Origin of the sequence: Aromatoleum evansii, from assembly GCF_045689615.1 — a bacterium.
In the GTDB taxonomy this organism is placed as follows: Bacteria; Pseudomonadota; Gammaproteobacteria; order Burkholderiales; family Rhodocyclaceae; genus Aromatoleum; species Aromatoleum evansii.
The window spans coordinates 1,076,786-1,103,332 of the sequence record NZ_CP141259.1; the positions used below are offsets into that span (position 1 = coordinate 1,076,786).

Annotated in this window: 31 protein-coding genes; 9 read left to right on the forward strand and 22 right to left on the reverse strand. The window is 66.9% G+C overall.

Annotation, left to right across the window (positions count from 1 at the left end; all coding sequences use genetic code 11):
* Window positions 1–16 precede the first annotated feature (16 nt).
* From U5817_RS04810 to bioB, 3 genes are read right to left on the reverse strand one after another with little or no spacing between them, the layout of a single operon-like run.
* Window positions 17–676 carry a pyrimidine 5'-nucleotidase gene (locus U5817_RS04810; protein ID WP_407279891.1) on the reverse strand — a complete coding sequence of 220 codons (660 nt, stop codon included), beginning with the start codon at window positions 674–676 and terminating at the stop codon, window positions 17–19.
* A gap of 7 nt (window positions 677–683) precedes the next feature.
* Window positions 684–1,577 (reverse strand): methyltransferase domain-containing protein, encoded by an 894-nt coding sequence (locus tag U5817_RS04815; RefSeq protein WP_169128555.1) that lies wholly within the window; start codon window positions 1,575–1,577, stop codon window positions 684–686.
* Window positions 1,578–1,591: 14 nt separating this feature from the next.
* Window positions 1,592–2,578 carry a biotin synthase BioB gene (gene bioB / locus U5817_RS04820; RefSeq protein WP_407281023.1) on the reverse strand — a complete coding sequence of 329 codons (987 nt, stop codon included), beginning with the start codon at window positions 2,576–2,578 and terminating at the stop codon, window positions 1,592–1,594.
* 93 nt (window positions 2,579–2,671) lie between these two features.
* On the opposite strand from bioB, the gene U5817_RS04825 reads away from it, so the two are divergent.
* Both U5817_RS04825 and U5817_RS04830 read left to right on the forward strand, forming a co-directional pair.
* Entirely contained in the window at window positions 2,672–3,352 is a 681-nt protein-coding gene (locus U5817_RS04825) for a ComF family protein (RefSeq protein ID WP_407279892.1), read from the forward strand.
* Window position 3,353: 1 nt separating this feature from the next.
* Window positions 3,354–3,821 (forward strand): tRNA (cytidine(34)-2'-O)-methyltransferase, encoded by a 468-nt coding sequence (locus U5817_RS04830; RefSeq protein ID WP_169128549.1) that lies wholly within the window; start codon window positions 3,354–3,356, stop codon window positions 3,819–3,821.
* Between the two features lie 111 nt (window positions 3,822–3,932).
* Here the strand turns inward: U5817_RS04830 and U5817_RS04835 are convergent, their stop codons facing one another.
* The 6 genes from U5817_RS04835 to U5817_RS04860 form a co-directional block, all read right to left on the reverse strand.
* Window positions 3,933–4,928: an NAD(P)H-dependent glycerol-3-phosphate dehydrogenase gene (locus U5817_RS04835; RefSeq protein WP_407279893.1), complete on the reverse strand. Its 996-nt coding sequence runs from the start codon at window positions 4,926–4,928 to the stop codon at window positions 3,933–3,935.
* Entirely contained in the window at window positions 4,925–5,368 is a 444-nt protein-coding gene (locus U5817_RS04840) for an SH3 domain-containing protein (RefSeq protein ID WP_169128545.1), read from the reverse strand. Before U5817_RS04840 ends, U5817_RS04835 begins: the two co-directional genes overlap by 4 nt.
* Before the next feature lie 5 nt (window positions 5,369–5,373).
* The gene (gene secB, locus U5817_RS04845) at window positions 5,374–5,841 is read right to left on the reverse strand and encodes a protein-export chaperone SecB (RefSeq protein WP_169128543.1); all 468 of its coding nucleotides are present in this window, start codon (window positions 5,839–5,841) and stop codon (window positions 5,374–5,376) included.
* Window positions 5,842–5,887: 46 nt separating this feature from the next.
* Entirely contained in the window at window positions 5,888–6,151 is a 264-nt protein-coding gene (grxC, locus tag U5817_RS04850; protein ID WP_211167081.1) for a glutaredoxin 3, read from the reverse strand.
* A 2-nt stretch (window positions 6,152–6,153) separates the two neighbouring features.
* Window positions 6,154–6,570, reverse strand: a complete 417-nt coding sequence (locus U5817_RS04855) for a rhodanese-like domain-containing protein (protein WP_169128541.1) — start codon at window positions 6,568–6,570, stop codon at window positions 6,154–6,156.
* Window positions 6,571–6,640: 70 nt separating this feature from the next.
* Window positions 6,641–6,970, reverse strand: a complete 330-nt coding sequence (locus tag U5817_RS04860) for a metalloregulator ArsR/SmtB family transcription factor (protein ID WP_169128539.1) — start codon at window positions 6,968–6,970, stop codon at window positions 6,641–6,643.
* A gap of 160 nt (window positions 6,971–7,130) precedes the next feature.
* Here U5817_RS04860 and gpmA point away from each other — a divergent pair, with 160 nt between their 5' ends.
* The 5 genes from gpmA to U5817_RS04885 all read left to right on the forward strand — a co-directional run bounded on the left by gpmA (window position 7,131) and on the right by U5817_RS04885 (window position 12,060).
* Window positions 7,131–7,880: a 2,3-diphosphoglycerate-dependent phosphoglycerate mutase gene (gene gpmA, locus U5817_RS04865; RefSeq protein ID WP_407279894.1), complete on the forward strand. Its 750-nt coding sequence runs from the start codon at window positions 7,131–7,133 to the stop codon at window positions 7,878–7,880.
* 8 nt (window positions 7,881–7,888) lie between these two features.
* Window positions 7,889–9,313 (forward strand): murein hydrolase activator EnvC, encoded by a 1,425-nt coding sequence (locus U5817_RS04870; protein WP_211167080.1) that lies wholly within the window; start codon window positions 7,889–7,891, stop codon window positions 9,311–9,313.
* Window positions 9,314–9,357: 44 nt separating this feature from the next.
* Window positions 9,358–10,755: a S41 family peptidase gene (locus tag U5817_RS04875; protein ID WP_407279895.1), complete on the forward strand. Its 1,398-nt coding sequence runs from the start codon at window positions 9,358–9,360 to the stop codon at window positions 10,753–10,755.
* A gap of 29 nt (window positions 10,756–10,784) precedes the next feature.
* Complete coding sequence (locus U5817_RS04880; RefSeq protein ID WP_407279896.1) at window positions 10,785–11,237, forward strand: hypothetical protein; 453 nt, start codon at window positions 10,785–10,787, stop codon at window positions 11,235–11,237.
* A 64-nt stretch (window positions 11,238–11,301) separates the two neighbouring features.
* A complete protein-coding gene (locus tag U5817_RS04885) occupies window positions 11,302–12,060 on the forward strand; it encodes a molybdopterin-synthase adenylyltransferase MoeB (RefSeq protein WP_169128531.1) in 759 nt (252 codons plus the stop codon).
* 12 nt (window positions 12,061–12,072) lie between these two features.
* On the opposite strand, the gene ribD is transcribed toward U5817_RS04885, so the two are convergent.
* The 9 genes from ribD to pmbA form a co-directional block, all read right to left on the reverse strand.
* Complete coding sequence (ribD, locus tag U5817_RS04890) at window positions 12,073–13,167, reverse strand: bifunctional diaminohydroxyphosphoribosylaminopyrimidine deaminase/5-amino-6-(5-phosphoribosylamino)uracil reductase RibD (protein WP_407279897.1); 1,095 nt, start codon at window positions 13,165–13,167, stop codon at window positions 12,073–12,075.
* A complete protein-coding gene (gene nrdR / locus U5817_RS04895) occupies window positions 13,148–13,663 on the reverse strand; it encodes a transcriptional regulator NrdR (protein ID WP_169128527.1) in 516 nt (171 codons plus the stop codon). The genes ribD and nrdR overlap by 20 nt, the downstream gene beginning before the upstream one ends.
* A 98-nt stretch (window positions 13,664–13,761) precedes the next feature.
* Window positions 13,762–15,012, reverse strand: a complete 1,251-nt coding sequence (glyA, locus tag U5817_RS04900) for a serine hydroxymethyltransferase (RefSeq protein ID WP_169128525.1) — start codon at window positions 15,010–15,012, stop codon at window positions 13,762–13,764.
* Window positions 15,013–15,125: 113 nt separating this feature from the next.
* Window positions 15,126–15,773, reverse strand: coding sequence for a histidine phosphatase family protein (locus U5817_RS04905; RefSeq protein WP_407279898.1), 648 nt, complete (start codon window positions 15,771–15,773; stop codon window positions 15,126–15,128).
* A complete protein-coding gene (locus U5817_RS04910; protein WP_407279899.1) occupies window positions 15,764–17,449 on the reverse strand; it encodes a TRAP transporter large permease subunit in 1,686 nt (561 codons plus the stop codon). Before U5817_RS04910 ends, U5817_RS04905 begins: the two co-directional genes overlap by 10 nt.
* A complete protein-coding gene (locus U5817_RS04915) occupies window positions 17,446–18,054 on the reverse strand; it encodes a TRAP transporter small permease subunit (RefSeq protein ID WP_407279900.1) in 609 nt (202 codons plus the stop codon). Before U5817_RS04915 ends, U5817_RS04910 begins: the two co-directional genes overlap by 4 nt.
* A gap of 138 nt (window positions 18,055–18,192) precedes the next feature.
* Window positions 18,193–19,275: a TRAP transporter substrate-binding protein DctP gene (locus U5817_RS04920; RefSeq protein ID WP_169128517.1), complete on the reverse strand. Its 1,083-nt coding sequence runs from the start codon at window positions 19,273–19,275 to the stop codon at window positions 18,193–18,195.
* A gap of 180 nt (window positions 19,276–19,455) precedes the next feature.
* Window positions 19,456–20,538, reverse strand: coding sequence for a twin-arginine translocation signal domain-containing protein (locus tag U5817_RS04925; RefSeq protein ID WP_169128515.1), 1,083 nt, complete (start codon window positions 20,536–20,538; stop codon window positions 19,456–19,458).
* Window positions 20,539–20,685: 147 nt separating this feature from the next.
* On the reverse strand, window positions 20,686–22,026 hold the full coding sequence (pmbA, locus tag U5817_RS04930; RefSeq protein WP_407279901.1) for a metalloprotease PmbA: 1,341 nt from the start codon (window positions 22,024–22,026) through the stop codon (window positions 20,686–20,688).
* A 61-nt stretch (window positions 22,027–22,087) separates the two neighbouring features.
* On the opposite strand from pmbA, the gene yjgA reads away from it, so the two are divergent.
* On the forward strand, window positions 22,088–22,666 hold the full coding sequence (yjgA, locus tag U5817_RS04935; protein WP_407279902.1) for a ribosome biogenesis factor YjgA: 579 nt from the start codon (window positions 22,088–22,090) through the stop codon (window positions 22,664–22,666).
* Between the two features lie 28 nt (window positions 22,667–22,694).
* A complete protein-coding gene (mog, locus tag U5817_RS04940) occupies window positions 22,695–23,285 on the forward strand; it encodes a molybdopterin adenylyltransferase (RefSeq protein ID WP_169128509.1) in 591 nt (196 codons plus the stop codon).
* A 9-nt stretch (window positions 23,286–23,294) separates the two neighbouring features.
* Here the strand turns inward: mog and U5817_RS04945 are convergent, their stop codons facing one another.
* From U5817_RS04945 to U5817_RS04960, 4 genes are all read right to left on the reverse strand, one after another.
* Window positions 23,295–23,972 (reverse strand): sulfite oxidase heme-binding subunit YedZ, encoded by a 678-nt coding sequence (locus tag U5817_RS04945; protein ID WP_169128507.1) that lies wholly within the window; start codon window positions 23,970–23,972, stop codon window positions 23,295–23,297.
* Between the two features lie 50 nt (window positions 23,973–24,022).
* Entirely contained in the window at window positions 24,023–24,967 is a 945-nt protein-coding gene (gene msrP / locus U5817_RS04950; protein WP_407279903.1) for a protein-methionine-sulfoxide reductase catalytic subunit MsrP, read from the reverse strand.
* 100 nt (window positions 24,968–25,067) lie between these two features.
* On the reverse strand, window positions 25,068–25,835 hold the full coding sequence (locus U5817_RS04955) for an anti-sigma factor (protein WP_169128505.1): 768 nt from the start codon (window positions 25,833–25,835) through the stop codon (window positions 25,068–25,070).
* Between the two features lie 2 nt (window positions 25,836–25,837).
* Window positions 25,838–26,341 carry a sigma-70 family RNA polymerase sigma factor gene (locus tag U5817_RS04960; protein ID WP_169128504.1) on the reverse strand — a complete coding sequence of 168 codons (504 nt, stop codon included), beginning with the start codon at window positions 26,339–26,341 and terminating at the stop codon, window positions 25,838–25,840.
* Between the last annotated feature and the right edge of the window lie 206 nt (window positions 26,342–26,547).

Below are 26,547 nucleotides of genomic sequence, written 5' to 3' on the forward strand. Positions count from 1 at the left end.
TCCGGCCCCGGTATTGCTACCGGGGTAGCAGGCGGCCGGCCGCGCGGCGCAGGTCCAGGATGGATGCGATCCTGACGTCGACGTAGGCCGGCTTTTTCACGCCGCGGCCGATCAGCACCGTCTTCATGCCGAGCCGGCGGGCGGTGCGCAGGTTCTCGGCCGAATCCTCGACCATGATGCAGCATTGCGGCGGCAGTCGCAGGTCGTGCAGCAGGTGACGGAAGGCGCGCATCTGCGGTTTCGGATGGAAGCGCATCTGCTCGATGCCATATACCGCCGCAAAGTGGCGGCGGATGCCCATCGCTTCGAGGACGGCGCCGGCATAGCGCTGCGGTCCGTTGGAGAACACGATCTTGCGCCCCGGAAGGCGGCGCAGCAGTGCGCCGAGGGCGCGGTCGAACACCATCATCGCGTGCAGGCGTTCGAAGCGGTGCGTCTCCGCAAGGAAGTGGTGCGGATTGACGCCGTGGTGGCGCATGAGGCCGGTCAGCGTCGCGCCATAGCGGCGCCAGTAGCGCACCCGCAGGGCGTTCGCCTCCTCGGCGTCGAGGGCGAGGTGACGCGCGAGATAGGCCGTCATGCTGACGTTGATGTGCGGGAAGATGTGCGCGCTGGCGTTGTGCAGTGTGTTGTCCAGGTCGAAGAGCCACACCGGCCCCGCGCAGGGCTTGCTCACGTCGGCCTCAGGCCTTACCCGGGCGCGGCTGGAAGCGGACGATGGCGCGGCCGTCCTCGGTCGTCTTCGGCTGGGCCTTCCATGCATGGCCCTGCACGACCTCGAAGGTGGCGGGCAGGCGGCCATCCCGGCGCAGCGTCTCGAGGGTGTTCCGGGCCGCCTCCCAGCCGCCCTTTCCCGACAGGCCGCGCGGGCGTGCGACGCTCGCGTTGGCACAGCCCGACAGGCGCAGGTCGCGCAGCAGTTCGTCGACATCCGCGTAGGTCAGCGTCAGCACTTCCATGTCCATGACGGGGTCGGAAAAACCCGCCTGCACCAGGGCGTCGCCCAGGTCGTGCATGTCGATGAAGCGGTGCACCCGCTCGCCGTGCGTGGCGGGCAGGGCGGCGCGCAGTTCGCGCAGCGTGTCGGGGCCCAGCGTCGAGAACATCAGCATGCCATCGACTTCCAGCACGCGATGCATCTCGCGCAGCGCGGGCAGCGGATCGGCGAGCCAGTTGAGCATCAGGTTCGACCACACCAGCGACATGCTGGCGCGGCCGAAAGGCAGGGCTCCCGCGTCGGCACAGGCGAGCGAAGGACCCTGGGGCCGTCCCAGCGCGCGCAGGCGGTCGAGCAGCCCGCGCGAGCCGCGTGCACGGGCGAGCATCGGCAGCGCGAAGTCGGCGCCGACGCGTTGTGCGGCAGGGAAGCGCCGCCCCAGCGTGTCGAAGTCGGCGCCCGTGCCGCAGCCAAGGTCGAGGATGCGCCGGGGTTCGATGCGGATGTAGTCGAGCCGCTCGTCCATGCGCCGCGCGACCTCGCGCGCGAGTACGGCGACCTCGTCGCAGCTCGCGGCCGCGCGGCCGAAGCGCCGGATCAGGAGTGTGCGGTCGAGCGCGAAGCCTGCGTCGTCGGCCATCCCTTGCGGGCCGCTCAGATCGCGCGCAGACCGAGGCGGGCGAACAGCTTCTCGTCGCGGTCGGCTTCGGGGTTGTCCGTGGTGAGCAGGCGCTCGCCGTAGAAGATCGAGTTCGCGCCGGCCATGAAGCACAGGGCCTGCATCTCGTCGCTCATCTGCTCGCGACCCGCGGACAGGCGCACGAAGCTGGACGGCATCATGATCCGGGCAGCGGCGATGGTGCGCACGAATTCGAACGGATCGAGCTTCTCGGCATCGGCAAGCGGGGTGCCGGGGATCGCGACGAGGTTGTTGATCGGCACCGACTCCGGCGGACGATCCATGTTCGCCAACTGCACGAGCAGGCCGGCACGGCCGCTGCGCCCCTCGCCCATGCCGATGATGCCGCCCGAGCACACGTTGATGCCGGCGTTGCGCACCTGGTCAAGGGTGTCGAGGCGATCGGCGAGGGTGTGCGTGGTGATCACCTTGTCGTAGTACTCGGGGGCGGTGTCGACGTTATGGTTGTAGTAGTCGAGACCGGCTTCCTTGAGCTGCTGAGCCTGGTCGCCCTTGAGCATGCCGAGCGTGACGCAGGTTTCCATGCCCAGCGCCTTCACCTCGCGCACCATCGCGAGGACGGTCTCCATCTCGCGCTCCTTGGGGCCCTTCCATGCGGCGCCCATGCAGAAGCGGCTGGAACCCTTGGCCTTCGCGGCCTTGGCCTTCTCCACGACCTCGGCGACCGCCATCAGCTGCTGGCGGTCGAGGCCGGTCTTGTAGCGGGCCGACTGCGAGCAGTAGCTGCAATCCTCGGAACAGCCACCGGTCTTGATGGACAGCAGCGTCGAGCGCTGCACGGCATTGGCGTCGAAGTTCTCGCGGTGCACCTGCTGGGCGCGGAAGACGAGATCCATGAACGGAGTCTCGAACAATGCTTCGGCCTCGGCGACGCTCCATTTCCTGCGGGGGGCGGCATTGGCGGCGGGCTGGGTATCGATGTTGCGGCACGCGGAAGTCATTGTCATGAAAGCAGTTCCGGGATGTAATGCAAAGTTTCCCATATTCGTTCATTCGGCGAAAACTTGTCAAACGTACTTTACCGTATGGAGGCGATGGCGCGGCACCTGGCGGACCGGTTCATGCCGAACGAATGCTTCGTGTGCGGCCAGGAGGCCGGATCCGTGCTGGTTTGCGAGGCCTGTCGGGCGAGCTTGCCGAGATTGGCGGCGGTCTGTCCTGTGTGCGCGATCCCGTCCGGCGAGGATCTGATCTGCGGCACTTGCCAGCGCACGCGGCCCGCGTTCGATGCGACGGCGGCGGCCTTGCCCTATGTGTTCCCGGTCGACCGTCTCGTCCAGGCTCTGAAATACGGACGGCGGCTGGCGTTGACGCGCTTCCTCTCCGGCCTGCTCGAGCCGTTTGCGCCGCCGCAGGGGGCGGCCGTGGTGGTGCCGATGCCGCTTCATCCCGCGCGTCTGCGCGAGCGGGGTTTCAATCAGGCCGCGGAGATCGCGCGACCGCTCGCCCGCGCCTGGGGGGTGCCGTTGCTAATCGATGCGGTCGAGCGAGTCCGTGACACCGCGCCGCAGGCAACGCTGCCATGGCTAGAGCGGCGGCGCAACATGCGTGGTGCCTTCCGCTGCAACGGCTCGTTCGCGGGGAGAGTCGTGGTGGTCGTCGATGACGTGATGACCACCGGCGCGACGCTCGACGAGCTCGCCCGCACGTTAAAATCGCACGGCGCCGCCTGCGTGGTGAACCGGGTCGTCGCGCGAACCCCATCTCCGGTCTGACATGCTCCATATCGTTCTCTATCAACCCGAAATTCCGCCCAACACGGGCAACTCCATCCGGCTCGCGGCCAACACGGGCGCCCATCTGCACTTGGTGCGACCGCTCGGCTTCGACCTCTCGGACCGGCAACTCGCACGCGCGGGGCTGGATTACCACGATCTTGCGAGCGTCAGCGTGCACGACGACTTCGATGCGTGCTGTCGCGTCCTCGCGGGCCGGCGCATGTTCGCGCTGAGCACGAAGGGCGAGCAGCGTTACGACACGGTCGAGTACCGCGAAGGGGACGTACTCCTGTTCGGGCGGGAAACCAGCGGGCTGCCGGCGGACGTGATGGCGAAACTGCCGCAGGGGAGCACCTTGCGCATTCCGATGTGCCCGTCGAACCGCAGCGTGAACCTGTCGAACGCGGTGGCCGTGGTGGTGTTCGAGGCCTGGCGGCAGCTGGGATTCGCGGGCGCGGCGGAATAGCGCGGGGCCGGGTTGCGTCCGCGGGCAGCAAGTCGCTATCGAGTCCCGGCAATCGTTCACCCCGAGCGTATCGAAGGGCTCGGCCCGAACCGTATTCGTTGCCGCCGGCGGCTATTCCTGGCGCGGTTCGCGCGACAGCAGCTGTTCGACGACTTCCCGCGGCCCCAGGCGGTTGCCGTGGAGCAATTCGTCGACGGCAGCGCACAGGGGCATCTCCACGCCGTGGCGGGCGGCGAGGCTCACCACTTCGCGGGCGGTGGGCACGCCTTCGGCGACGTGACCCAGTTCGTGCAGGATTTCGGGGAGGGTCTTGCCCTGCGCGAGCGCGAGTCCGACGCGGCGGTTGCGCGACAGGTCGCCCGTGCAGGTCAGGATGAGGTCGCCCATGCCGGCCAGGCCCATCAGCGTGTCGGCACGGCCACCCAGCGCCGTGGCCAGGCGCGCGATTTCCGCGAGTCCGCGCGTGATCAGGGCTGCGCGCGCGTTGAGGCCGAAGCCCATGCCGTCCGAAACGCCGGCGGCGATCGCGAGCACGTTCTTGATCGCGCCGCCGATTTCAGCCCCGACGACGTCGCTGTTGGCGTAGATGCGCAGCCGCGGCTGGTGGAGCTTCTGCACCCATTCGCGGGCAAAGGCGATGTCGGCTGCCGCCAGGGTGATCGCCGTCGGCATGCCGCGGGCGACTTCGGCGGCGAAGCTGGGGCCGGTCAGGACGCCGCAGGCGGCGCCTTCGCCCAGTTCCGCCGCCACGATCTCGTGCGGCAGACGTCCGCTGCCGGCCTCCAGTCCCTTGCACGCCCAGATCAGCGGCGTGTGCGCCTGGACGTCATGCAGGCGGCGCGCGGTCTGGCGCAATCCCGCGAGCGGGGTGACGACCAGATGAAGATCTGCGCCGCGGGCCGCGGCGTCGAAGTCGGCGCTCAGTTCGAGCGCCCGCGGCAGCGGCACGTCGGGAAGGTAGCGGGTGTTGACGCGCTCGGCGGCGAGCGTGGCGATGTGGTCGGCGTCGCGCCCCCACAGGGTCACGCGGTGTTGTGCCGAGAAGGCCAGCGCCAGCGCGGTGCCCCACGCGCCGGAGCCGAACACGGCGATGCGTGTCGGGCTCAAAGCCCCCAGACCTCGGTCACCCGGACAAAGCCGCTCGCGCCGTCCTTATGGCGCACGGGGAGCCAACCTTCGTTCGCGTTGCCCGTGACCTCGAGCACCACGTCCTTGGTGCTCTCAAATGCGGCCGGGGCGTCGGCTGCGGGGCGCTGGCGCACGACTGCGCGGGCGCTCGTGACCATCACCGTGCGCTTTTCGGACAGTGCGCGGCGCTCGATCCAGTTGATCGAGCCGCCGGCATCGCGCACCTTGGCCCACTTGTCGAGGCCCACGACCACTTCGAGCGGTGTTCCGGCCGCGACGATGAACAGCCGCTTGCCCTTGTCCGACGGTGAGTCGTACAGGATCGCAGGTTCAGCTACCGAGCGGTATTCGATCGCGTGCGCCGCCGCCGGGATGGCAAGGGCGGCGCTGAGCGCGATGCAGCGGAGCAGGGTGCGCATGGCGTTTACTGGATCGGCAATTCGCCCGGTTCGCGGGCTTCGGATTGCTGCTGCTGGGCCTGGTACAGCGCCTCGAAATTGACCGGGGCGAGCACCACGGGCTGGAAGCCGGCACGCGTGACCGCGTCCGAGATCGCCTCGCGTGCATACGGGAAGAGGATGTTCGGGCAGCCGATCATCGTCACCGGCTCGAGGTCGCCCTCGGGGATGTTGCGGATCTGGAAGATGCCGGCCTGGGCAGCCTCGACGAGGAACACCGTGCGTTCATCGGCGAGCTTGGCCGAGACGGTGACCGTCAGCGTGACTTCGTAAACGCCCTCATCGACGCCGCTCGCCTCGGTGCGCAACTGCACGTTGATCTGGGGATTCTCGCGCTCGAGGAAGATGCGCGGGGCGTTGGGCACTTCCAGCGACAGATCCTTCACATACAGCTTTTCGATGGAGAAGACGGGGGCTTGGGCGTTTTCGGACATATGGGTGCCTGAGGGATGGTTTGAAAAGGTAAAGCGGGAAGGGGACTCAGGCCTGCAGCAGCAGCGCGTCGAGCTTGCCCTGGTGTTCGAGTTCGTAGAGATCGTCGCAGCCGCCGACGTGCGTGTCGCCGATGAAGATCTGCGGCACGGTGCGGCGACCGGTGAGCTCGATCATTTCGTCACGGCGCGCAGGATCCTGGTCGACCCGGACCTTCTCGATGTCCTGCACCCCCTTGCGCCGCAGCAGCTGCTCGGCGCGCACGCAGTAGGGGCACACGGCCGTGGCGTACATGCGGATCTTCGCGTGCATCGTCATTTCCTCTTGCGGCTGAGCGGCTGGCCCGCCTTCTCCCATTCGGCGACACCGCCGCGCAGATTGAACAGCTTCTCGAAGCCGGCCTTCTTCAGGGTGGCGAGGGCGGCCGCGGAGCGGTTGCCCGCGGCGCAGCACAGGATGATGGGGCGGTCCTTGAACTTTTCCAGTTCGCCGCTGCGGCGTTCGAGTTCGGCGAGCGGAATATGGCGCGCGTTGGGGATGTGGCCGCCGGCGAATTCGCCCTGGTCGCGCACGTCGACGAGCTGGGCGTCCTCGCGGTTGATCAGAAGGGTCGCCTCGACGGGCGAAAGCTGCGACTTGTCGCCCTGGCTGCGCGCGAGGTCGAACAGCAGCCATGCGCCGCTTGCGGCCGCGAGCGCGGCCCAGTACCAGTTTTGCTGCAGGAATTCCACGTAGATTTACTCCGTTTGCTTTTCTTGTGCTTTTGCGGCTCGTGTGTGGCGCGGCGCCGCCTGCCGGCTGTCAGTTGCGGCCGGGTGGGTCGTTGCAGAACACTTCGCGCATCAGGGCGATGAGCTGTAGCGTGCGTTGGTCGCAGATGCGGTAATAGACGCGGTTGGCATCCTTGCGCGTCTGCAGCACCGCCTTGTCGCGCAGGATCGCCAGATGCTGCGAGATGTTGCTCTGCGAGGTGCCGACCGCCTCGACGATGTCCTGGACGCACACCTCGTTTCCGCCCAGCACGCAAAGGATCTTCAGGCGCAGCGGATGCGCGATGGCCTTGAGCGCGCGCGCAGCAGTCTCGATGTGCTCGTGCTTGTCGATGAGGTCGATGATGGTCTTGGTGTCCACGATGGCGGGAAGTGCAGATCAGGCGAGTAGTATAAAATACCGCGGCCCGTAAAAGCGCGCCATCGGTGCCTCCGTGCGCAGTCCGCCCGTTTCGGGCATCCGCACGGCAACTGCCGGGGGCGTCGGCCCTTTTCGCTCCCAACACATCCTCTGAGCGCTCATGTACAGAATCGTTCTGCTTCGTCACGGCGAATCGACCTGGAACACGGAAAACCGTTTCACCGGCTGGGCCGACATCGACCTCACCGGGAAGGGCGTCGAGGAGGCTCGCGCTGCGGGCCGATTGCTCAGGCGCGAGGGGTGTGCCTTCGACCTCGCCTTCACCTCGGTGCTCAAGCGCGCCAACAAGACGCTCAACCTGGTGCTCGAGGAGCTCGATGCCTTGTGGTTGCCGGTCGAGCACTCGTGGCGCCTGAACGAACGCAGTTACGGCGCCTTGCAGGGCCAGAGCAAGGCGGAAACCGCCGCGCGCTTCGGCGAGGAGCAGGTGCAGGCATGGCGCCGCTCGTACGATGCCACCCCGCCCGCACTGGCCGAGGGCGACGAGCGCCTGACGATGAACGATCCGCGCTACGCGTCCTTGCCGCGCGCGCAGTTTCCCCGCGCCGAATCGCTCAAGGATACCTTGGTCCGCCTGGTGCCGTACTGGGAGACCGTCATCGTGCCGCAGATACTGGCCGGCCGTCGCGTCCTGATCGTGGCGCACGGCAACAGCCTGCGCGCCCTCGTGAAGCACCTGGACAGGCTCGCCGACGAGGACGTCGCCGGCCTCGAGATCCCGATGGCGCAGCCGCTGGTGTATGAGCTGGATGCGAATCTGCGCCCGATCAAGAGCTACGCCCTGATGGACGAGGATCCCATGCGCCCCGGACAGGCCGGCGCGTCCGTCCCGGGCAGGATCGGAAGCTGAGACTGCAATTGCCGATCAAGGGACATCTGTTGCCGCGTGGCCTGCGTCTCGCGCTGGCCACGGGCGTGCTGTTGGCGGGTGCCGTCGTGCACGCCACCGATGCGCCGGAAGTGGCGCAGAAGCGCTCCGACCTCGAAGAGGTGCGCCAGCGCATCCGCGAACTGCAGAAGGAGATCGCCGATACCGAGGAATCCCGCTCGAGCGCATCGGAGGAACTCGCCGAGGCCGAGCGGGCCGTGTCGCGGGTGCAGCGCGAGCTGCAGCAGCTGGCGTCGAACCGTGCCGCGGCGGAGCGGAATCTCGCGGTCCTCGAGGCCGAGCGGCTGGCGGTCGAGGAGCGCATCGTCTCGCGCCAGTCCGAACTCGCGGACTGGTTGCGGCGGCATTACGTGCATGGTGCGGCGGGCGGCGTCGCTCCCTTCCTGTCGACGCGCGACCCGAACCAGCTCGCGCGCGATGCCTACTATCTCGAGCATCTCGGCAAGGCGCGTCTCGAACTGATCGAGACCCTGCGCAACGACCTCAGGGAAAAGAGCCGCCTGGGCGAGGCAATCGTCGCGCGCCGTGACCGGCTGGTCGCGCTCGAGGCCGACCAGCAGGCGCGGCGCAAGGAACTCGAGGCCGTGCAGGCGCGCCGGAAGGAAGCCGTGACCGGCCTTGCCGAGCAGCTGCGCACCCAGCGCAAGGAGGAGCGGACGCTGCGCCAGGATCAGGAGCGCCTCGGGCGCCTGGTCGCAGTGCTGGCGCGGCGCGCGGCCGAGCGCGAAGCGGCGCGCGCAGCCGCAGCGGCAAAGGCAGCCCGCGAGCAGGCGGCGCGTGAGCTCGCCGCGCGTGAAAGGGCCGCCCGGGAGCAGGCCGCGAGGAACGACTCCGCCCGCGACGGCGCCGCGCAGCCTGACGGCCCCGCGCTTGCCGCCAGCGGGGCCGCCCCGGATGCCTCCCCGGAACACCGGCAGTCGCGGCCGGCGCCGGCCCGCTCCGAGCCAGTCGTCGGCGAAATCCGACAGTCGGCCGGACCGACGCCCACCGGCGTGAGCTTTGCGCAGTTGCGCGGCAAGATGAGATTTCCCGTGCGGGGAGAACTCGTGGGGCGCTTCGGTGCTCCAAGGGCGGAAGGCGGAACGACGTGGCGCGGGGTGTTCATCCGTGCGGCGGGGGGCTCGCAGGTGCGCGCCGTGGCGGCCGGGGAGGTGGTCTTTTCGGATTGGCTGCGCGGGTACGGCAACCTCATCATCGTCGACCACGGCGGCGACTACCTGACCATTTATGGCAACAACGATGCGCTGCTCAAGGAACTCGGCGACAACATCGCCGGAGGTGACGCGATTGCCAGCGTGGGCGCCAGCGGAGGCGGCAGCGAATCGGGTTTATACTTTGAAATCCGCCATCGGGGTCAGCCGCTCGATCCTCTGAAGTGGGTGCAGTTCAACTAGATTTTCCGGCGTGGGCCGGGCGACGTTTCCTCGATGGAGTGCTCATGCGCAACAAGCTTCAAAAAGCGGGATTGGTGATGACCGGCGTGGTTGCCGGCGTGCTGATCAGCCTCAATTTTTCCGCCAGCGCCGACAAGGCCACGCAGGCACCCCTGCCGGTGGAAGAGCTGCGCGCGTTTGCCGACGTGTTCAACGCGATCAAGCAGGGCTACGTCGAACCCGTCGAGGACAAGAAGCTCATCAATCACGCGATCAGCGGCATGCTGAGCGGGCTCGATCCCCACTCCGCCTATCTTGACGCAGAGGCCTACAAGGAACTGCAAGTCGGCACGCATGGCGAGTTCGGCGGGCTGGGCATCGAGGTCGGCATGGAAGACGGCTTCGTCAAGGTGATCTCGCCGATCGAGGACACGCCGGCCTACCGTGCCGGGGTGAAGGCGGGCGACCTCATCGTCAAGCTCGACGACACGCCGGTCAAGGGCATGAATCTCAATGACGCGGTCAAGCGCATGCGCGGCAAGCCGAAGACCGACATCACGCTGACGATCGCACGCAAGGGCGAGCAGAAGCCCGTCGTGCTGAAGATCACCCGCGAGGTGATCAAGGTGCAGAGCGTCAAGTCCAAGGTCGTCGAGCCGGGCTACGGCTACCTGCGCGTTGCGCAGTTCCAGGAGAACACCGCGCAGGCGGTGGTGGAGCACCTCGGCAAGCTGACCAAGGGCAATGAGCTGAAGGGCCTGGTCCTCGACCTGCGCAACGACCCGGGTGGCCTGCTGCACGGCGCCGTCGGCGTCGCCGCCGCCTTCCTGCCGAGCAATACGCTGGTGGTGTCCACCGACGGCCGCACCGAGGACGCGAAGCGCGAATACCGTGCAAGCCCCGAGGACTACCTGCGCGGCACGCGCGAGGATTTCCTCAAGGCGCTGCCGCAGGGCGCGCGCACGCTGCCGATGGTGGTGCTCGTGAATGCCGGTTCGGCGTCGGCGTCGGAGATCGTCGCGGGCGCGCTGCAGGACCACAAGCGTGCCGTGGTGATGGGTACCCAGACCTTCGGCAAGGGGTCCGTGCAGACCATCCTGCCGCTCAACGCCAGCACCGCGATCAAGCTGACGACCGCGCGCTACTACACGCCGAACGGCCGTTCGATCCAGGCCAAGGGCATCGAGCCGGATATCGTCGTGGAGGAAAGCGCCAACGGTTCCTCGCGTCGCCTGCGTGAGGCCGACCTCGACGGACACCTCGGCAACGACAAGGACCCGGATGCCGAACGCAAGCTCAAGGAAGCGCAGCGGCCGGCTGGCGAGGGCGGCAAGGCACCGGGTGGAGACGACGAGGCGGCGTCGCCGCACCGTTTCGAATTCGCCGGCAAGGACGACTATCAGCTCGGGCAGGCGGTGAATCTTCTCAAAGGCCTGCAGATCGTCCAGAATAAAAAGCAATGACCCGATAAGGGCTATTGAAGGGGGCAGGGATGCGCAGAGAAACCGCCTACAAACTGGCCGGCCGTCATCATGAGCATCCCGTGGCGGCGGCAGGGCTGTTCAAGGAGCGGGAGATCCGCTTCTCCGAGTACCCGCCGCGCCAGGCGGAGCAGGCGCTGCGCTCGCTGCGCCTGTTGAAGGGGCTGCATGCCGCCCCCCACGGTGAGCGTCCGCATTCCATCGTCGTTTCCTATTCGGTCCTCGAGCTCTCGCTCGAGGTGCTGGAGGATGCGCTGCGCGATGCGGGCTTCCACCTCGACAACTCGCTCTACGTGAAACTGACGCGCGCCGTCGTGTACTTCTGCGAGGAAACGCAGCGGCACAACGTCGAGTCGCCCGAGCGACTGCTGAAGAAGTCGAACGAGGTCTACGTGAAGGTGTATGAACACCACCTCCACGGCGATCACGACGATACGCCGCCGGAATTCCGCGAATACAAGTGAGCCCGTTCGCTCAGGGCGTTGATGTGCCGGCGCTGAGGCCGGCACCGTGTGGACCTTTTTGCCGATGAATGACGATCAGCTTCTCCGCTACAGCCGCCACATCCTGCTGCCCGAAATCGGTGTCGAAGGCCAGGAGGCGATTCTTGCCGCACGCGTGCTCGTCGTCGGGGCGGGCGGCCTCGGCTCGCCGGCGGCGATGTATCTCGCTGCGGCAGGGGTCGGTACGCTGGTCCTGTGCGACGGCGACACGGTGGATCTCACCAACCTGCAGCGCCAGATCCTGCACAGCGCCGAGGGCGTGGGGCGTCTGAAGGTCGAATCGGGGCGCGATACGCTGCTGCGCCTAAATCCGTTTGCCCGCGTGGAAACGGTGGCCGAGCGGCTGGAGGGGGATGCCCTCGAGGCGCAGGTGGCCGCCGCCGACGTGGTGCTCGACTGCTCGGACAACTTCGCCACGCGCCACGCGATCAACCGCGCGTGCGTGCGTCATCGCAAGCCGCTGGTGTCGGGAGCAGCGATCCGCTTCGACGGCCAGGTCTCGGTCTTCGATCTGCGCCAGGCGGAGAGCCCGTGCTACCACTGCCTGTTCCCCGAGGGGCAGGAAGTGGAGGAGATCCGCTGCGCGGTGATGGGGGTGTTCGCACCGCTCACTGGCATCATCGGCGCGACCCAGGCGGCCGAGGCGCTGAAGCTGCTGGTCGGCTGCGGCACTACGCTGGATGGCCGGCTGCTGCTGCTCGACGGCCTCGGCATGGAATGGCGCAGCGTGACGCTGGGACGGGATCCCGGCTGTGCAGTGTGCGCCGGCCGCGGCGAAGCCTGAACGCGACTCCGGTCAGTCCGCGCGTGGGCGGGCGATGATCCGCAGGTCGTTGCCGATGCGGCGCACGTCGCGCATGTCGAGCCGCACTGCCTTGTCGAGGGTGGCGAGTTCGGGGAGGTTGAACAGCCCCTGTGCGGCGTCGCCGACGAGCATGGGCGCCATGTAAAGCAGGATCTCGTCGACGCAGCCTTCGCGCAGCAGGGAGCCGTTGAGCTTGAAGCCGGCTTCGGCGTGGACTTCGTTGCAGCCGCGCCGCCCGAGCTCCAGCATCAGGGCCGGCAGATCCACCTTCCCGGCGGCGTCCGGTAGCACGACGACCTCGACGCCGCGCTCGGCGAGCGCGGCGATCTTGCGCTCGTCCGCGAAGGCGGCCGCGACGAGGCACTGCCCGCCCTGCAGGATTTTGGCCGAGAGCGGCACCTCCAGCCGCGCGTCGATGAGCACGCGCTGCGGTTGGCGTTCGCAGGGCACCGCGCGCACGTTGAGCTGCGGGTCGTCCCCGCGCACCGTACCGATGCCCGTGAGCACCGCGCACGCGCGCGCCCGCCAGCAATGGCCGTCGCGCCGGGCTGCCTCGCCGGTGATCCATTGGCTGACGCCGTTGTTGAGCGCAGTCTTGCCGTCCAGGGTGCTCGCGGCCTTGAGGCGCAGCCAGGGGCGTCCGCGCGTCATGCGCGAAATGAAGCCGATGTTCAGTTCGCGTGCCTCGTCCGCCATCAGGCCGCTGCTCGCCGCGATGCCGGCTGCGTGCAGCATTGCGATGCCGCGGCCGGCGACGAGGGGGTTGGGATCCTCCATCGCCGCGACGACCCGCGCGATGCCGGCGCTGATCAGCGCCTCGGCGCATGGGGGCGTGCGGCCGTGGTGGGCGCAGGGCTCGAGGGTCACATAGGCGGTCGCGCCGCGTGCCGCGCCGCCGGCGACCTTGAGGGCCTCGATCTCGGCATGCGCCTCGCCGGCGCGCCGGTGCCAGCCCTCGCCGACGATCTCGCCGTCGCGCATCAGCACGCAGCCGACCCGCGGGTTCGGCGTGGTGGTCTCCAGGCCGCGCGCAGCGAGTTGCAGCGCACGGGCCATCGCGCGGTGGTCAGTTGCCGAAAAGGTCATTCTCGGCACCGGCGGGGTCGGAGTTTTCCTTGCGCGCGCGCTTCGGGCGCGTCTGCACCTCGCGGATCACTTCGGAGAATTCGTCGACGTCAGCGAAATTGCGATACACCGACGCGAAGCGGATGTAGGCGACCTTGTCGAGCTTCTTGAGCTCCTTCATCACGAGCTCGCCGATCTTCTCGCTCGGGACTTCCGTTTCGCCCATCGACAGGAGCTTTGCCTCGATGCGGTCGACGGAGGCTTCGAGGGCTTCCAGGGTGACGGGGCGCTTGCGCAGCGCGAGCTTCAGGCTGCTCGTGAGCTTGTCGTGGTCGAATTCCGTGCGCATGCCGTTGCGCTTGATGATGTGCGGCATCTTGAGGTCGATGCGCTCGTAGGTCGTGAAGCGCTTGTCGCAGTGGGCGCAGCGGCGCCGGCGACGGACGACCTCGCCGTCTTCGTTCTCGCGCGTGTCGGTAACCTGAGTGTTGGGGTCGCCGCAGAACGGACACTTCATGGTGTGTGTCGGCCTTTCTCAACTCGCACAAAAAAACGGGGTGTGCCGTGCAAGGACGGCACACCCCGGTTGTTCACGCAGGACTGGTCGTCCGCGGATTACTTTCCATACACCGGGTGCTTCGCGCACAGCTCGGCGACCTTGCCGCGCACGCGGGTGAGGACGGCTTCGTCCTCGGGGGCGTCGAGGACGTCGGCGATCAGGTGCGCGATCTGCTCCGCTTCGATCTCGGTGAAGCCGCGCGTGGTCATCGCCGGCGAGCCGATGCGGATGCCGGAGGTGACGAAGGGCTTCTCGGGATCCTTGGGGATCGCGTTCTTGTTGACGGTGATGTGGGCGGCGCCCAGCGCGGCCTCGGCGGCCTTGCCGGTGATGTTCTTGGCGCGCAGGTCGACGAGGAACACGTGGCTCTCGGTGCGGCCGGAGACGATGCGCAGGCCGCGCTCCTCGCCGAGCACGCGCGCCATCACGCGGGCGTTGGCGATGACCTGTTCCTGGTAGTTGCGGAACTGCGGGCTCAGCGCTTCCTTGAAGGCAACGGCCTTGCCGGCGATGACGTGCATGAGCGGGCCGCCCTGCAGGCCGGGGAAGATCGCGGAGTTGATGGCCTTCTCGTGCTCGGCCTTCATCAGGATGATGCCGCCGCGCGGGCCGCGCAGCGTCTTGTGCGTGGTCGACGTGACGACGTCGGCGTGCGGCACCGGGTTCGGGTAGTAGCCTGCGGCGATCAGGCCGGCGTAGTGGGCCATGTCGACCCAGAAGATCGCGCCGATTTCCTTCGCGACCTTGGCGAAGCGTTCGAAGTCGATGCGCAGCGAGTAGGCGGAGGCGCCGGCGACGATGATGCGCGGCTTGTGCTCGCGGGCGAGGCGCTCCATCTGGTCGTAGTCGATCTCTTCCTTCTCGTTCAGGCCGTAGGCGACGACGTTGAACCACTTGCCCGACATGTTCAGCGGCATGCCGTGGGTGAGGTGGCCGCCTTCGGCGAGGCTCATGCCCATGATGGTGTCGCCGGGCTTGGCGAAGGCCATCAGCACGGCCTGGTTGGCCTGCGAGCCGGAGTTCGCCTGGACGTTCGCGGCGTCGGCGCCGAAGAGCTTCTTGAGGCGGTCGATCGCGACCTGCTCGACGACGTCGACGTGCTCGCAGCCGCCGTAGTAGCGCTTGCCCGGGTAGCCTTCGGCGTACTTGTTGGTCAGCTGGGAACCCTGCGCTTCCATCACTGCGTTGGAAACGTAGTTTTCCGAGGCGATGAGTTCGATGTGGTCTTCCTGACGGCGGTTTTCGGACTGGATTGCGGCCCACAGTTCCGGATCGACCTTGGCGAGGGTGTCTTGCGCAGAGAACATGAAACGGTCTCGAAGGGGTGATTAAAGGCGGATATTAGCACGCACGGGGAGTGCGCATGAAACGCATCCCGGCGCAGCCTGCGGTGGCGCAGCGTGAGGCGCGAAGCCCGGCGTCAGGCGTTCGGCAGCTCGTCGCGCGTGCTTTCGAGGTGGCGCTTGTCGGCCCAGCTCACCAGATGCCAGCGCGTGCCGTCGTATTCGATCCAATTGAGCGCGGCGTTCGGGATGGCGAAGTCGCGCGGGGCTTCGAGTGCCTTGCCGGCGGCGAGCCGGTGGACGACGTCGAGCACGCCGCCGTGCGTGACAACGAGGATCTGCTCGCCGCGATGACTTGCTGCGAGGTCGGCGAGCAGGGCCTCGACGCGGCCCGCGAACGCGGCCAGGCTTTCGCCGCCGCCGGGGAAGGTGAAATGCGGGTCGCGCTGCTTGAAGCGGAGATAGTCGTCGGGGAAGCGGGCCGCAGCCTCGGCGTAGGTGAGTCCCTGGAAGGCGCCGTAGTTGCGCTCGCGCAGGTGGTCGTGGAATTCGACTGCGGCTGCGCGATCGCGGGTGATGGCGGCGGCCGTCTGGCGCGCGCGCTGCAGGTCGCTGCTGTACACAGCGGCGAAATGCACGGTGGCGAGGCCGGCTGCGGTGGCCGCAGCCTGGGCCTCGCCGGTGCGGTTGAGGGGCACGTCGAGGTGCCCCTGCAGCCGCGATTCGGCATTCCAGGCGGTTTCGCCGTGCCGAACCAGGCACAGGCGAGTGGGCTTCACTTCCATGCGCCTCCGCCGCTCTCGCCCCATCCGCCATCGCCCTGCGGCTGCTGGATCTGGATGGTGTCGAGGTCGACGTTCGTCTTCTCGTCCAGACCGCCCGTCACGAGTTCGGGGAAGGCAATGATCAGGGCAACCATGGCGATCTGGATGATCACGAAGGCCACCGAGCCGCGGTAGATGTCGCCGGTCTTGAATCCCTCGATGCGCTTGTTGGTGATGCGGTCGAGGTAGGCGTTCGCCGGTGCGACGCTGCGCAGGTAGAACAGCGCGAAGCCGAACGGCGGCGTGAGGAACGAGGTCTGCAGGTTCATCGCGATGATGACGCCGAACCAGATCAGGTCGATGCCCATCTTGTCGGCGACCGGTCCGAGCAGCGGCATGAGGATGAACGCGATCTCGAAGAAGTCGATGAAGCAGCCGAGGAAGAAGATCACCGTGTTCACGAACAGCAGGAAGCCGAGTTGGCCGCCCGGCAGTCGGTCGAACAGGTGCTCGACCCAGATCTGGCCATCGACGGCCGTGAACACGAAGCTGAAGATCGTCGAGCCGACGAGGATGAAGAGCACGAAGATCGACAGCCGCGAGGTCGATTCGAGCGCCTGCACCAGGGTCTTGAAGTCGAGGCGCTTGCGCGAAGCAGCCATGATCATCGCACCGACCGCACCCATCGCGCCGCCTTCGGTCGGCGTCGCAACACCGAGGAAGATCGTGCCGAGGACGAGGAAGATCAGGATCAGCGGCGGGATCAGCACGAAGGTGACGCGCTCGGCGATGCGCGAGAGGAGACCGAGCTTGAGCCCCTTGTTGATAAGGGCGAGAACGAGCGCGAAGATCGTGCCGAAGGTCAGCGCTACGACGATCACTTCGTCGAGCGCCGGCGCAATGACGTCGGGGCCCTTCATCCAGGTCAGCAGGGCGCCGTAGTTCTGGCCGAGGATGACCGATGCGGCGGTGACGAGCAGCGCGAGGACGCCGAGCGAGCGCAGGCCGGAGCTGCCGTCGGGTTCACGGTAGGCGAGCGCTTCGGGCGGCAGGGCGGGAACCATCTTGGGCTTGAAGATCGCCAGGCCGATGATGAACAGGGCGTACAGGCCGACCAGCGCCAGCGCGGGGATCATCGCGCCCTTGTACATGTCGCCGACGCTGCGGCCGAGCTGGTCGGCCATGACGATGAGGACGAGGGAGGGCGGTATGGCCTGGGCCAGCGTGCCGGAGGCGGTGATGACGCCGGCTGCGATCGGGCGGCTGTAGCCGTAGCGCAGCATGATCGGCAGCGAGATCAGGCCCATCGAGATCACCGAGGCGGCTACGACGCCGGTGGTGGCCGCGAGCAGCGCGCCGACGAAGATGACCGCGAGGGCGAGTCCGCCGCGCACCGGACCGAAGACCTGGCCGACGGTCTCGAGCAGGTCTTCGGCCATGCCGCTTCGTTCGAGCACGAGCCCCATCAGCGTGAAGAAGGGAATCGCCAGCAGCGTGTCGTTCTGCATGATGCCGAACACGCGCAGCGGCAGGGCCTGGAACAGGGTGGATGGGATGATGCCCAGTTCGAGGCCGACGAAACCGAAGAACAGGCCGCAGGCCGACAGCGAGAAGGCGACCGGAAAGCCGGACAGGAGGAAGAAGATGATCACCCCGAACATGATCGGGGCGATGTTGGCGGTGACGAATTCGATCATTTTTGGGACTCGCCGGCTGCGTTGTTCGGGGTCGTGTCGCCGACGGCGGCGTGGATGTGTTCCTCGGCGTCGTTATGCGTGTCGTGGGCGAGGCAATCGGGGCCCTTGCCGGTCAGGAAGGCAATGCGCTTGATGAGTTCGGAGATTGCCTGCAGGGCGAGGAGGCCGAATCCGGCCGGGACCAGCGCATAGACCGGCCAACGGATGAGGCCGCCCGCGTTGGAGGACATTTCACCGGATACCCAGGCGCCGTGCACGACCGGCCACGAGAAACTGATCATGAAGTAGCACAGCGGCAGCAGGAAGACGATGATGCCGATGATGTCGATGATGTTGCGTGTGCGCGCACCGAGTTTTCCAGCGACGACGTCGATGCGTACATGGGCGTTTTGCAGGAACGCATAGCCCGCGCCGAGCATGAACACGGCCGCGAACAGATACCACTGGATCTCGAGGAAGGCGTTCGAGCCGACGTTGAATGCCTTGCGAGCTACCGCGTTCAACGCGCTGATCACCGCCGTGGCGAAGATGAACCAGATGACGGTCCGGCCGATCAGGCGCCCGACTGCGTCGATGGTTTGTGAGAGCTTGAGTAGAGTTCCCATGGGGTGTGTGCCTGAAACGTGGGGAAACACAAGTGCAGGGCCCGCGGGGTCCTGCCCGTCGCCGTTCCGCTGCAGCGTCGCAGCGGGCGGCGGCGGAATTGGAAACGGCCCGCCGAAGCGGGCCGTCCGGGGTGCTGCTTAAAGCTTCTGTGCCGCCATGTACTGGTCGAAGCTGCCTTCGGCGATGCCCTGCCACTGGTAGGCGTCGGCGAGGAAGCGCGAGTAGTCGGCGTAGACCTTCTTCCAGGCCGGGTTCTTGCTGTTCAGCTCGGCATAGACTTCGCGCGAGGCCTTGAAGGCCGCGTCCATGACGTCCTTGGGCAGGCGCTGGAGCTTGGCGCCTTCCGCGATGAGTTGCTTGAGCGACGTCGGGTTGCGGGCGTCGTAGCGGGCGAGCACCTCGATGTGGGCGTCGGAGGCGGCCTGGCGCACGATGGACTGGTATTCCTTCGACAGGCCGTTGAACGCCTTGGCATTGACGAGCAGCGAGAATTGCGTGCTGCCTTCCCACCATGCCGGGTAGTAGTAGTTCTTGGCGACCTTGTGCAGGCCGAGGCGCAGGTCGTCGTAGGGACCGATCCATTCGGCGGCATCCACGGTGCCCTTTTCCAGCGCCTGGTAGATCTCGCCCGCCGGGATGTTTTGCGGCACGGCGCCGAGCTTCGAGATGACGCGGCCGGCGAAGCCGCCGATGCGGATCTTGAGGCCGTTGAGGTCGGCGACCGACTTGATTTCCTTGCGGTACCAGCCGCCCATCTGCGCGCCGGAGTTGCCCATCATGAAGTTCACGATGTTGAACTGGGCATAGAATTCGCGCAGCAGCTTCATGCCGTTGCCTTCATGCATCCACCCGGCCATCTGGCGTGCGTTCATGCCGAAGGGGATGGCGCAGTCGAGCGCGAAGGTCTCGTCCTTGCCGAAGAAATAGTAGGGCGCGGTGTGCGCGCACTCGATGGTGTCCTGCTGCAGCGCGTCGACGACGCCGAAGGCGGGGACGAGTTCGCCTGCTGCATGCACGCTGACGGTGAATTTGCCGCCCGTCGCTTCGGTGACGTTCTTGGCGAAGGTTTCCGCGCCGCCGAAGAGGGTCTCGAGCGATTTGGGGAAGCTCGACGCAAGGCGCCAGCGGATGGCCTGTTGTGCGCCGACGATCGCCGGAGCCGTGCCGGCAGCAATGATTCCGGCCAGACCGGCGTTCTTCAGGAATTTGCGACGTTCCACAAGAAGTCTCCTCTCAGAGGTGTTGCTGGTTGTAATGGCGCGGAGAGTACCCCGTTCGGACTAGGTCGAAAAAGCCGCGGAAAACCCTAATAAACGGCAATGCGGCTGACGGGACGGCGTTGCGGCGCGCGAAAACGGGGGGCGGGGACTGTTGCAGTCCGCCCCCCATGCTCCGGCGGATCAGAGCTTCTGTGCCGCCATGTACTGGTCGTAGCTGCTCTCGGCGATCGCCGTCCACTGGTACTGCTCCTTCATGAAGCGGGAGTAGTCGTCGTAGATCTTCTTCCAGTTCGGGTTCTTGTCGTTAAGCTCAGCATAGACCTCGCGCGATGCCTTGAAAGCGGCATCCATCACGTCCTTGGGCAGGCGGCGGAGCTTGGCGCCTTCGGAGATCAGTTGCTTGAGCGCGGGCGGATTGCGCGCGTCGTAGCGCGCCTGGGTGATGACGTGCGACTCGGCGGCGGCGGCGCGCACGGCGGCCTGATATTCCTTCGACAGCCCGTTGAAGGCCTTGGCGCTGACGTACAGCGTGGTCTGCGCGCTGCCTTCCCACCATGCCGGGTAGTAGTAGTAGGGCGCGACGCGGTACAGGCCGAGCTTGAGGTCGTCGTGCGGGCCGACGAATTCGGTCGCGTCGAGCGCGCCCTTTTCCAGTGCCGAATAGATTTCGCCGGCGGGGATGTTCTGCGAAACCACGCCGAGCTTGGCGAGCACGCGGCCGCCGAAGCCGCCGACACGGAACTTCAGGCCGTTGAAGTCGGCGACCGACTTGATCTCCTTGCGGAACCAGCCGCCCATCTGCGCGCCGGTGTTGCCCATCGGGAAGCTGATGATGTTGTACGGCGCGTAGAACTCGCGCAGCAGCTTCATGCCGTTGCCTTCGAACATCCAGGCGTTGAGCTGGCGCTCGTTCATGCCGAAGGGGATGGCGCAGTCGAAGGCGAAGGCTTCATCCTTGCCGAAGAAATAGTAGGGGGCGGTGTTGGCGCATTCGATCGTGCCCTGCTGGATCGCGTCGACCACGCCGAAGGCCGGAACCAGTTCGCCGGCTGCATGCACGGTGACCTGGAACTTCCCGCCCGTGAGCTCGGAGACGGTCTTGGCGAACACCTCGGCGGCGCCGATCAGGGTGTCGGTCGACTTCGGGAAGCTTGAGGCGAGGCGCCAACGGATATTTTCCTGCGCATGGACGATGGCCGGCGCGGTGCCGCTGGCGAGCACGCCGGCAAGGCCGGCCCCTTTGAGAAACTTGCGACGTTCCACGATCTCTCCTTGTTATCCGTTCTGGAACCGAGACAATGACGATGAGATGATCCGATGCGAGGCCGTCGCACCGGATCGTGCCCGAGATCATAGCCCAGCGCGGCGGGAATGCCACAGCGCTGCGGTGAGGGCGGAGGAGCGGGACGTTCAGCGCCCGGCGATCTTCATGCGTTCGATGAGGATCGAGCCGCAGATTTTCGCGCCGCGCGGCAGGGCGTCGTTGCCGATCGCGACGATGTTGCGGAACATGTCGCGCAGGTTGCCGGCGATGGTGATTTCTTCCACGGCATGCTTGATCTTGCCCTTCTCGACCCAGAAGCCGGCGGCGCCGCGCGAGTAGTCGCCGGTGACGTAATTGACGCCCTGGCCGAGGAGTTCGGTGACGACGAGGCCGCGGTCCATGTGCTTGACCAGCGCGGCGAAGTCCATGTCGCCCGGCTTGACGATGAGGTTGTGCGATCCGCCGGCGTTGCCGGTGGTCTGCATGCCGAGCTTGCGCGCCGAGTAGGTCGACAGGAAGTAGCCCTGCAGGACGCCGTTGGTGACGACTTCGCGGTCGTGCGTCGCGACGCCGTCGCTGTCGAAGGGGCTGGAGCCGAAGGCCTTGGGCAGGTGCGGGCGCTCGGAGATGTTCACGACGGGCGAGAACACCGGCTGGCCGAGGCTGTCGAGCAGGAACGAGGACTTGCGGTACAGCGAGCCGCCGCTCACCGCATACACGAAGTTGCCGATCAGCGAGACGGCGAGCGTCGCGTCGAACAGCACGGGCACTTCGCAGGTCTTGATCTTCTTCGCGCCGAGGCGCGCGAGCGCGCGTTCGGCGGCGCGCCGGCCCACTTCTTCGGCGGACGTCAGTTCGGCGGCGTCGCGGCGCGTGTCGTACCAGTATTCGCGCTGCATGCCGTCGCCCTCGCCGGCGATGACCGAGCAGGACAGGCTGTGGCGCGAGCTGGCGTAGCCGCCCATGAAGCCGTTGCTGTTGGCGGAGATGAAGTGCGATTCCTGCGTCGAGACGCTGGCGCCTTCGGAGTTCGTGATCTTCGGGCTCACGGCGAAGGCGGCATCCTCGCAGCGGCGTGCGGCGGTGATCGCGTCCTCGACGCTCGGGCGCCAGGGGTGGTGCAGGTCGAGATCGGGGCAGTCCTTCGCCATCAGCGCAGCATCTGCGAGTCCTGCGCAGGGGTCGGGCGCAGTGAAGCGTGCGATCGAGATCGCCGCGTCGACGGTGGCCTTGAGGGCCGCCTTCGAGAAGTCCGAGGTGCTGGCGTGGCCTCGCTGCTGGCCGAGATACACCGTGACGCCGATGCCCTTGTCGCGGTTGTACTCGATCGTATCGACTTCGCCCTTGCGCACCGTCGCGGACTGGCCGAAGCCTTCCGAGACGTCCGTTTCGCAGGCCGACGCGCCGCGTTTCTTCGCGAACTTGAGGACGTCGCTGGCGATTTCCTGCAGGCGGTCGGAGGGGAAGGAGAAGCCTTGATCGGACATGGGCGGGAGACCGTTGAGCAAAGGCTATAATCTTACCCCGTTCCAACCGACTGTACTTTTCATGAGCCACGCCCACGACGACGAAATGCTGCCGGACGACGATTCGGGGTTTCCGGAGCGGCCGAGCAAGAGCCAGCGCAAACGCGACATGCATGCGCTGCAGGATCTGGGCGAGCAGCTGGTGGCCTTGTCGCTGGACCAGCTGAAGAAGGTGCCGATGCCCGATTCGCTCGCCGATGCGGTGCGCGAGGCCAAGCGCATCACCAGCCACGAAGGGCGCCGGCGCCAGATGCAATATGTCGGCAAGCTGATGCGCAACGTCGATCCGGCGCCGATCCAGGCGCAGCTGGATGTCTTCAACGGTATCTCGAAGGCAGAGATTGCACGCCAGCACCGCCTCGAGCGCCTGCGCGCCGATCTGATCGAGGACGAGAAGACGCTGCAGGCGATCGGCGAGCAGTGGCCGGAGGCCGACTTCCAGCAGCTGCGCACGCTGCGCCGCAATGCGATCAAGGAGCGCGAGCTGAACAAGCCGCCGCGCGCGTTCCGCGAGATCTTTCGTATCCTGCGCGATCTCGACGCCGGGGCGGGCGATGGTAGCGAAGCGGATGCTGCGGCTGAAGACGCTGCCGAAGAATGAGTGATCGGGAAGCAATGAAGGAGACGCAATGAGCGACGAAATCACCATCGGCCTGGTCTCGATCAGCGACCGGGCTTCCGATGGGACCTATGAGGACCAGGGCATCCCGGCGTTGAAGGACTGGCTCGCTAGGGCGCTGACTTCGCCGTGGCGCGCGGAGACGCGGTTGATCCCGGACGAACGGCCGATGATCGAGCGCACGCTGGTCGATCTCGTCGATACCGTGGGCTGCTCGCTGATCCTGACGACCGGTGGCACCGGACCGGCGGTACGCGACGTGACGCCGGAGGCGACGCTCGCGGTGGGCGAGAAGGAGATGCCCGGCTTCGGCGAGGAAATGCGGCGCATCAGCCTGAACTTCGTGCCGACGGCGATCCTGTCGCGCCAGGTCGCGGTGATCCGCGGCAAGTCGCTGATCGTGAACCTGCCGGGGCAGCCGAAGTCGATCCGCGAAACGCTGGAAGGCCTGCGTGCGGCCGACGGTTCGGTCGCGCACGTCGGTATTTTCGCGGCGATTCCCTACTGCATCGACCTGATCGGCGGACCTTATGTCGAGACCGACGAGGCGGTGATCAAGGCCTTCCGGCCGAAGAATGCGATTCGCCCGAAGCAGGGCTGATTCGCAGTCCTAGCGCGACTTCGCGACGAGCGGGATGACCTTTGCGCCCGGCATCGGGTGCGGCATGCTTGCGGCAATCTGGCGGCGGCGTTCCTGCTCGCGCCACCAGCCGCGCAGACCCAGCAGGGCGGCGAGGATCAGGCCGTAGATCATCGGTTCGAGGACGTCCGCCTTTACCAGCCACCAGTAATGCACGATCGCGAGGATGCCGATCGCGTACACCGAGCGGTGCAGCGATTGCCAGCGGCGGCCGCCGAGGCGCCGGATCGCATAGTTGTTCGACGTGAGGGCGAGAGGGATCAGTAGCGCGAAGGCCGAGAACCCCACGGTGATGAAGGGGCGCTTCATGATGTCGTGGGCGATCGATTGCAGGTCGAAGAACTGGTCGAGCCAGAAATACGTCGTGAAGTGCAGGCTGGCGTAGAAGAATGCGAACAGGCCCAGCATGCGGCGCAGTCGCAGTAGCCAGTTGAGCCCGGTCAGCTTGCGCAGCGGCGTGACGGCGAGCGTGATGAGCAGGAAGCGCAGCGTCCAGTCGCCGCTGCCGCGCGTGATCGCTTCGATGGGGTTGGCGCCTAGGGCGTCGTCGAACCAGCGCTGGACGTAGAGCGCGACCGGCACGAGGCACAGCGCGAACAGGGCGACCTTGATTGCGGTGAGCTGGGTGGCGGACGGAGTCTTCGTCATGGAGGCGGGCGGGGGCGGAATTCAGGTCGGCGCGCGGGCCGGAACGCGGGTCAGAAGGATTTGCGCAAGTCCATGCCCTGGTACAGGCTGGCGACCTGCTCGGCATAGCCGTTGAACATCAGCGTCGGGCGCTTGCGGAACTCGCCGAGGCGCCGCTCGGTGGCCTGGCTCCAGCGTGGATGGTCGACGTTCGGATTCACGTTCGAATAGAAGCCGTATTCGCTCGGCGCGGCCTTGTTCCACGCGGTGCGGGGTTCCTTCTCGACGAGGCGGATCGCGACGATGGATTTGGCACTCTTGAAGCCGTACTTCCACGGCACGACGATGCGCACCGGGGCGCCATTCTGGTTCGGCAGCACTTCGCCGTACAGCCCGAGCGTGAGCAGCGTCAGCGGGTGCATGGCCTCGTCCATGCGCAGGCCTTCGGTGTAGGGCCAGTCGAGCACCGGACGGCGGAGCATGATCTTAGGGTCGTAGTGGGTGACGAACTCGACGTATTTGGCGCTGCCTTGCGGATCGACCTGTTTCAGCAGTGCCGACAGCGGGAAGCCGACCCAGGGGATCACCATCGACCACGCCTCGACGCAGCGCAGGCGGTAGATGCGTTCCTCGAGGGGGGCGAGCTTGAGTAGTTCGTCGATGTCGAAGCTGCGTGGTTTGCCGACAAGCCCCTCGACGCGCACCGTCCATGGGCGCACCGCCAGCTTGCCGGCGTTCGCTGCGGGATCTTCCTTGTCGGTGCCGAATTCGTAGTAGTTGTTGTAGGTCGTGACCGACTTGTACGGCGTCTGGGTCTCGTCGCTGCTGAGCGGCGAGCGTGCCAGCGGGCCAAGCTTCGCGGCCGTGGCGCGTGCGTCGGCGGGCAGTCCGGTCCACATCGCGGCCCCGGCGGCGAGCGTCGCACCGGCGCCGAGGAGGAAGCGCCGCCGCTCCTCGAACAGGGCACGCGGCGTGATTTCGGATGGCAGGATGTCGCTGGGCCTGAGGATTCGCATCGCCTGATGTCGTGGGGTGAAAGCTTGCTCGTTCGGCATCCGCATGATGCCGAAGTTCCGTCTGATCGGGGAATTTGACCCGCTCGACGCGGCGCTCCGGTCAGGGAGAGATCTGGTGATAGACGCTGTTCGCGAGCGGCAGCAGCGTCTCGCGGCCGAACTGGCCGGACAGGGCATAGGCGAAGCGGCCATCCACCCAGTAGAACACGCCCACTTCGCCCTGCTGCGCGTAGCGGAACGCCGTCGTGCCGTCGCCGTCGTCGCGCACGCTGAGGTAGAGCGTGAGGCGGCGGCCGCCGTCGTTCTCGTACATGAACTGGGCGCTGGGGCCGTCGGTTGCCGGCAGCAGCCGTCCGCCGAGCAGCGCGAACCCCTGTTCACGCAGGTCAGGAAGTTTCACCGGGGCGCCGAGGCGTTTCGTGAGCCAGGCGACGAGATGCTGTTCCTGGTCCGCCCCGACTTCGACCGGGTGACGTACTTCGGGGGAGTACACGGCATGGGCGACCGCGGCACGATGCGGCAGGGACGCGAGGGCGTCGCCAGCCGGGACGGAGGATTGGCCCAGATGGTAGCCGACACCCGTGCCCGCAAGCGCGCCGATGGTCATCCACGCCGCAACGGCGGCGAAGCGGAGGGTCCGCGCGGGACGGCGCCGTTCGAGCGTGGCACGCAGGCGTGCCGGGATCGGCTCGGCGAGGAGAGGTTGATAGGCGCGATGCAGTATTTCGCTGTCCGAGCGCCAGCCCTCGACGCGCGCCGCGCGTGCCGGATCCTCGGCCAGCCAGGCGTCGACCTCGGCGCGGCGGGCGGCGTCTAGTCGCCGGTCGACCCAGGCATGCAGATCGTCTTCGCAGATCGGGCGGGGCATGGCTATTTCACAACCTTCAGATAATCGGGTACGGCGGATTGCCCGGCGAGCACCTGACGCAGGCGCTCGCGCGCGCGCGACAGGCGCGACATGACGGTGCCGATGGGCGTGCCGAGGATGCGGGCGGTGTCCTCGTAGCTCATGTCTTCCAGGGTGACGAGCAGCAGCACCTCGCGCTGCTCGGGCGACAGCTGCTGCAGGGCGCGTTCCAGTTCGCGCAGCTCGATGCCGTCCAGTTGCTGGGGGCGTACCGCGACCTCGGGCAGGTCTTCGGGGGGGCGGAAGTCCAAGGCGCCCGAGGCGCGGTACTGGTTCACGAACACGTTGTGCATCATCGTCAGCAGCCAGGCTCGCAGGTTGCCCGGGCGCCATAGGCGCCCCTTCAGCAGCGCGCGCTCCAGCGTGTCCTGCACGAGGTCGTCGGCCCGTGCGGCGTCGCCCGTGAGGCCGCGCGCGTAGCGGCGCAGGCGCGGGATTTCGGCGAGGAGGGCGTCGTCGGAGAACATGCGGGCGGCGAATCGTGTCAGGTCGGATCCGTGCGTCCGACAGGGGCTTGGCGGGGGACGTTCGCGCAGTGCCGGCTGTTCATACTTGCTCCCTTCGGGGTTCGTTACGCCATGAACAATCGGCGTGTGCAGTTTATTCCGGCCGAGGTACTGCAAAACGCAAAACCGGCGCCGATGAGCATCGCTGGGTGCCGCGTCTCAGCGGC

What these genes read in the sequence shown, in the direction of transcription:
- U5817_RS04815 (WP_169128555.1), bottom strand. Translation starts at nt 1,577, where the DNA reads ATGGCCGACGACGCAGGCTTCGCGCTCGACCGCACACTCCTGATCCGG.
- bioB (WP_407281023.1), bottom strand. Translation starts at nt 2,578, where the DNA reads ATGACTTCCGCGTGCCGCAACATCGATACCCAGCCCGCCGCCAATGCC.
- U5817_RS04825 (WP_407279892.1), top strand. Translation starts at nt 2,672, where the DNA reads ATGGCGCGGCACCTGGCGGACCGGTTCATGCCGAACGAATGCTTCGTG.
- U5817_RS04830 (WP_169128549.1), top strand. Translation starts at nt 3,354, where the DNA reads ATGCTCCATATCGTTCTCTATCAACCCGAAATTCCGCCCAACACGGGC.
- U5817_RS04840 (WP_169128545.1), bottom strand. Translation starts at nt 5,368, where the DNA reads ATGCGCACCCTGCTCCGCTGCATCGCGCTCAGCGCCGCCCTTGCCATC.
- secB (WP_169128543.1), bottom strand. Translation starts at nt 5,841, where the DNA reads ATGTCCGAAAACGCCCAAGCCCCCGTCTTCTCCATCGAAAAGCTGTAT.
- grxC (WP_211167081.1), bottom strand. Translation starts at nt 6,151, where the DNA reads ATGCACGCGAAGATCCGCATGTACGCCACGGCCGTGTGCCCCTACTGC.
- gpmA (WP_407279894.1), top strand. Translation starts at nt 7,131, where the DNA reads ATGTACAGAATCGTTCTGCTTCGTCACGGCGAATCGACCTGGAACACG.
- U5817_RS04875 (WP_407279895.1), top strand. Translation starts at nt 9,358, where the DNA reads ATGCGCAACAAGCTTCAAAAAGCGGGATTGGTGATGACCGGCGTGGTT.
- U5817_RS04880 (WP_407279896.1), top strand. Translation starts at nt 10,785, where the DNA reads ATGCGCAGAGAAACCGCCTACAAACTGGCCGGCCGTCATCATGAGCAT.
- U5817_RS04885 (WP_169128531.1), top strand. Translation starts at nt 11,302, where the DNA reads ATGAATGACGATCAGCTTCTCCGCTACAGCCGCCACATCCTGCTGCCC.
- ribD (WP_407279897.1), bottom strand. Translation starts at nt 13,167, where the DNA reads ATGACCTTTTCGGCAACTGACCACCGCGCGATGGCCCGTGCGCTGCAA.
- nrdR (WP_169128527.1), bottom strand. Translation starts at nt 13,663, where the DNA reads ATGAAGTGTCCGTTCTGCGGCGACCCCAACACTCAGGTTACCGACACG.
- glyA (WP_169128525.1), bottom strand. Translation starts at nt 15,012, where the DNA reads ATGTTCTCTGCGCAAGACACCCTCGCCAAGGTCGATCCGGAACTGTGG.
- U5817_RS04905 (WP_407279898.1), bottom strand. Translation starts at nt 15,773, where the DNA reads ATGGAAGTGAAGCCCACTCGCCTGTGCCTGGTTCGGCACGGCGAAACC.
- U5817_RS04910 (WP_407279899.1), bottom strand. Translation starts at nt 17,449, where the DNA reads ATGATCGAATTCGTCACCGCCAACATCGCCCCGATCATGTTCGGGGTG.
- U5817_RS04915 (WP_407279900.1), bottom strand. Translation starts at nt 18,054, where the DNA reads ATGGGAACTCTACTCAAGCTCTCACAAACCATCGACGCAGTCGGGCGC.
- pmbA (WP_407279901.1), bottom strand. Translation starts at nt 22,026, where the DNA reads ATGTCCGATCAAGGCTTCTCCTTCCCCTCCGACCGCCTGCAGGAAATC.
- yjgA (WP_407279902.1), top strand. Translation starts at nt 22,088, where the DNA reads ATGAGCCACGCCCACGACGACGAAATGCTGCCGGACGACGATTCGGGG.
- mog (WP_169128509.1), top strand. Translation starts at nt 22,695, where the DNA reads ATGAGCGACGAAATCACCATCGGCCTGGTCTCGATCAGCGACCGGGCT.
- U5817_RS04945 (WP_169128507.1), bottom strand. Translation starts at nt 23,972, where the DNA reads ATGACGAAGACTCCGTCCGCCACCCAGCTCACCGCAATCAAGGTCGCC.
- msrP (WP_407279903.1), bottom strand. Translation starts at nt 24,967, where the DNA reads ATGCGAATCCTCAGGCCCAGCGACATCCTGCCATCCGAAATCACGCCG.
- U5817_RS04955 (WP_169128505.1), bottom strand. Translation starts at nt 25,835, where the DNA reads ATGCCCCGCCCGATCTGCGAAGACGATCTGCATGCCTGGGTCGACCGG.
- U5817_RS04960 (WP_169128504.1), bottom strand. Translation starts at nt 26,341, where the DNA reads ATGTTCTCCGACGACGCCCTCCTCGCCGAAATCCCGCGCCTGCGCCGC.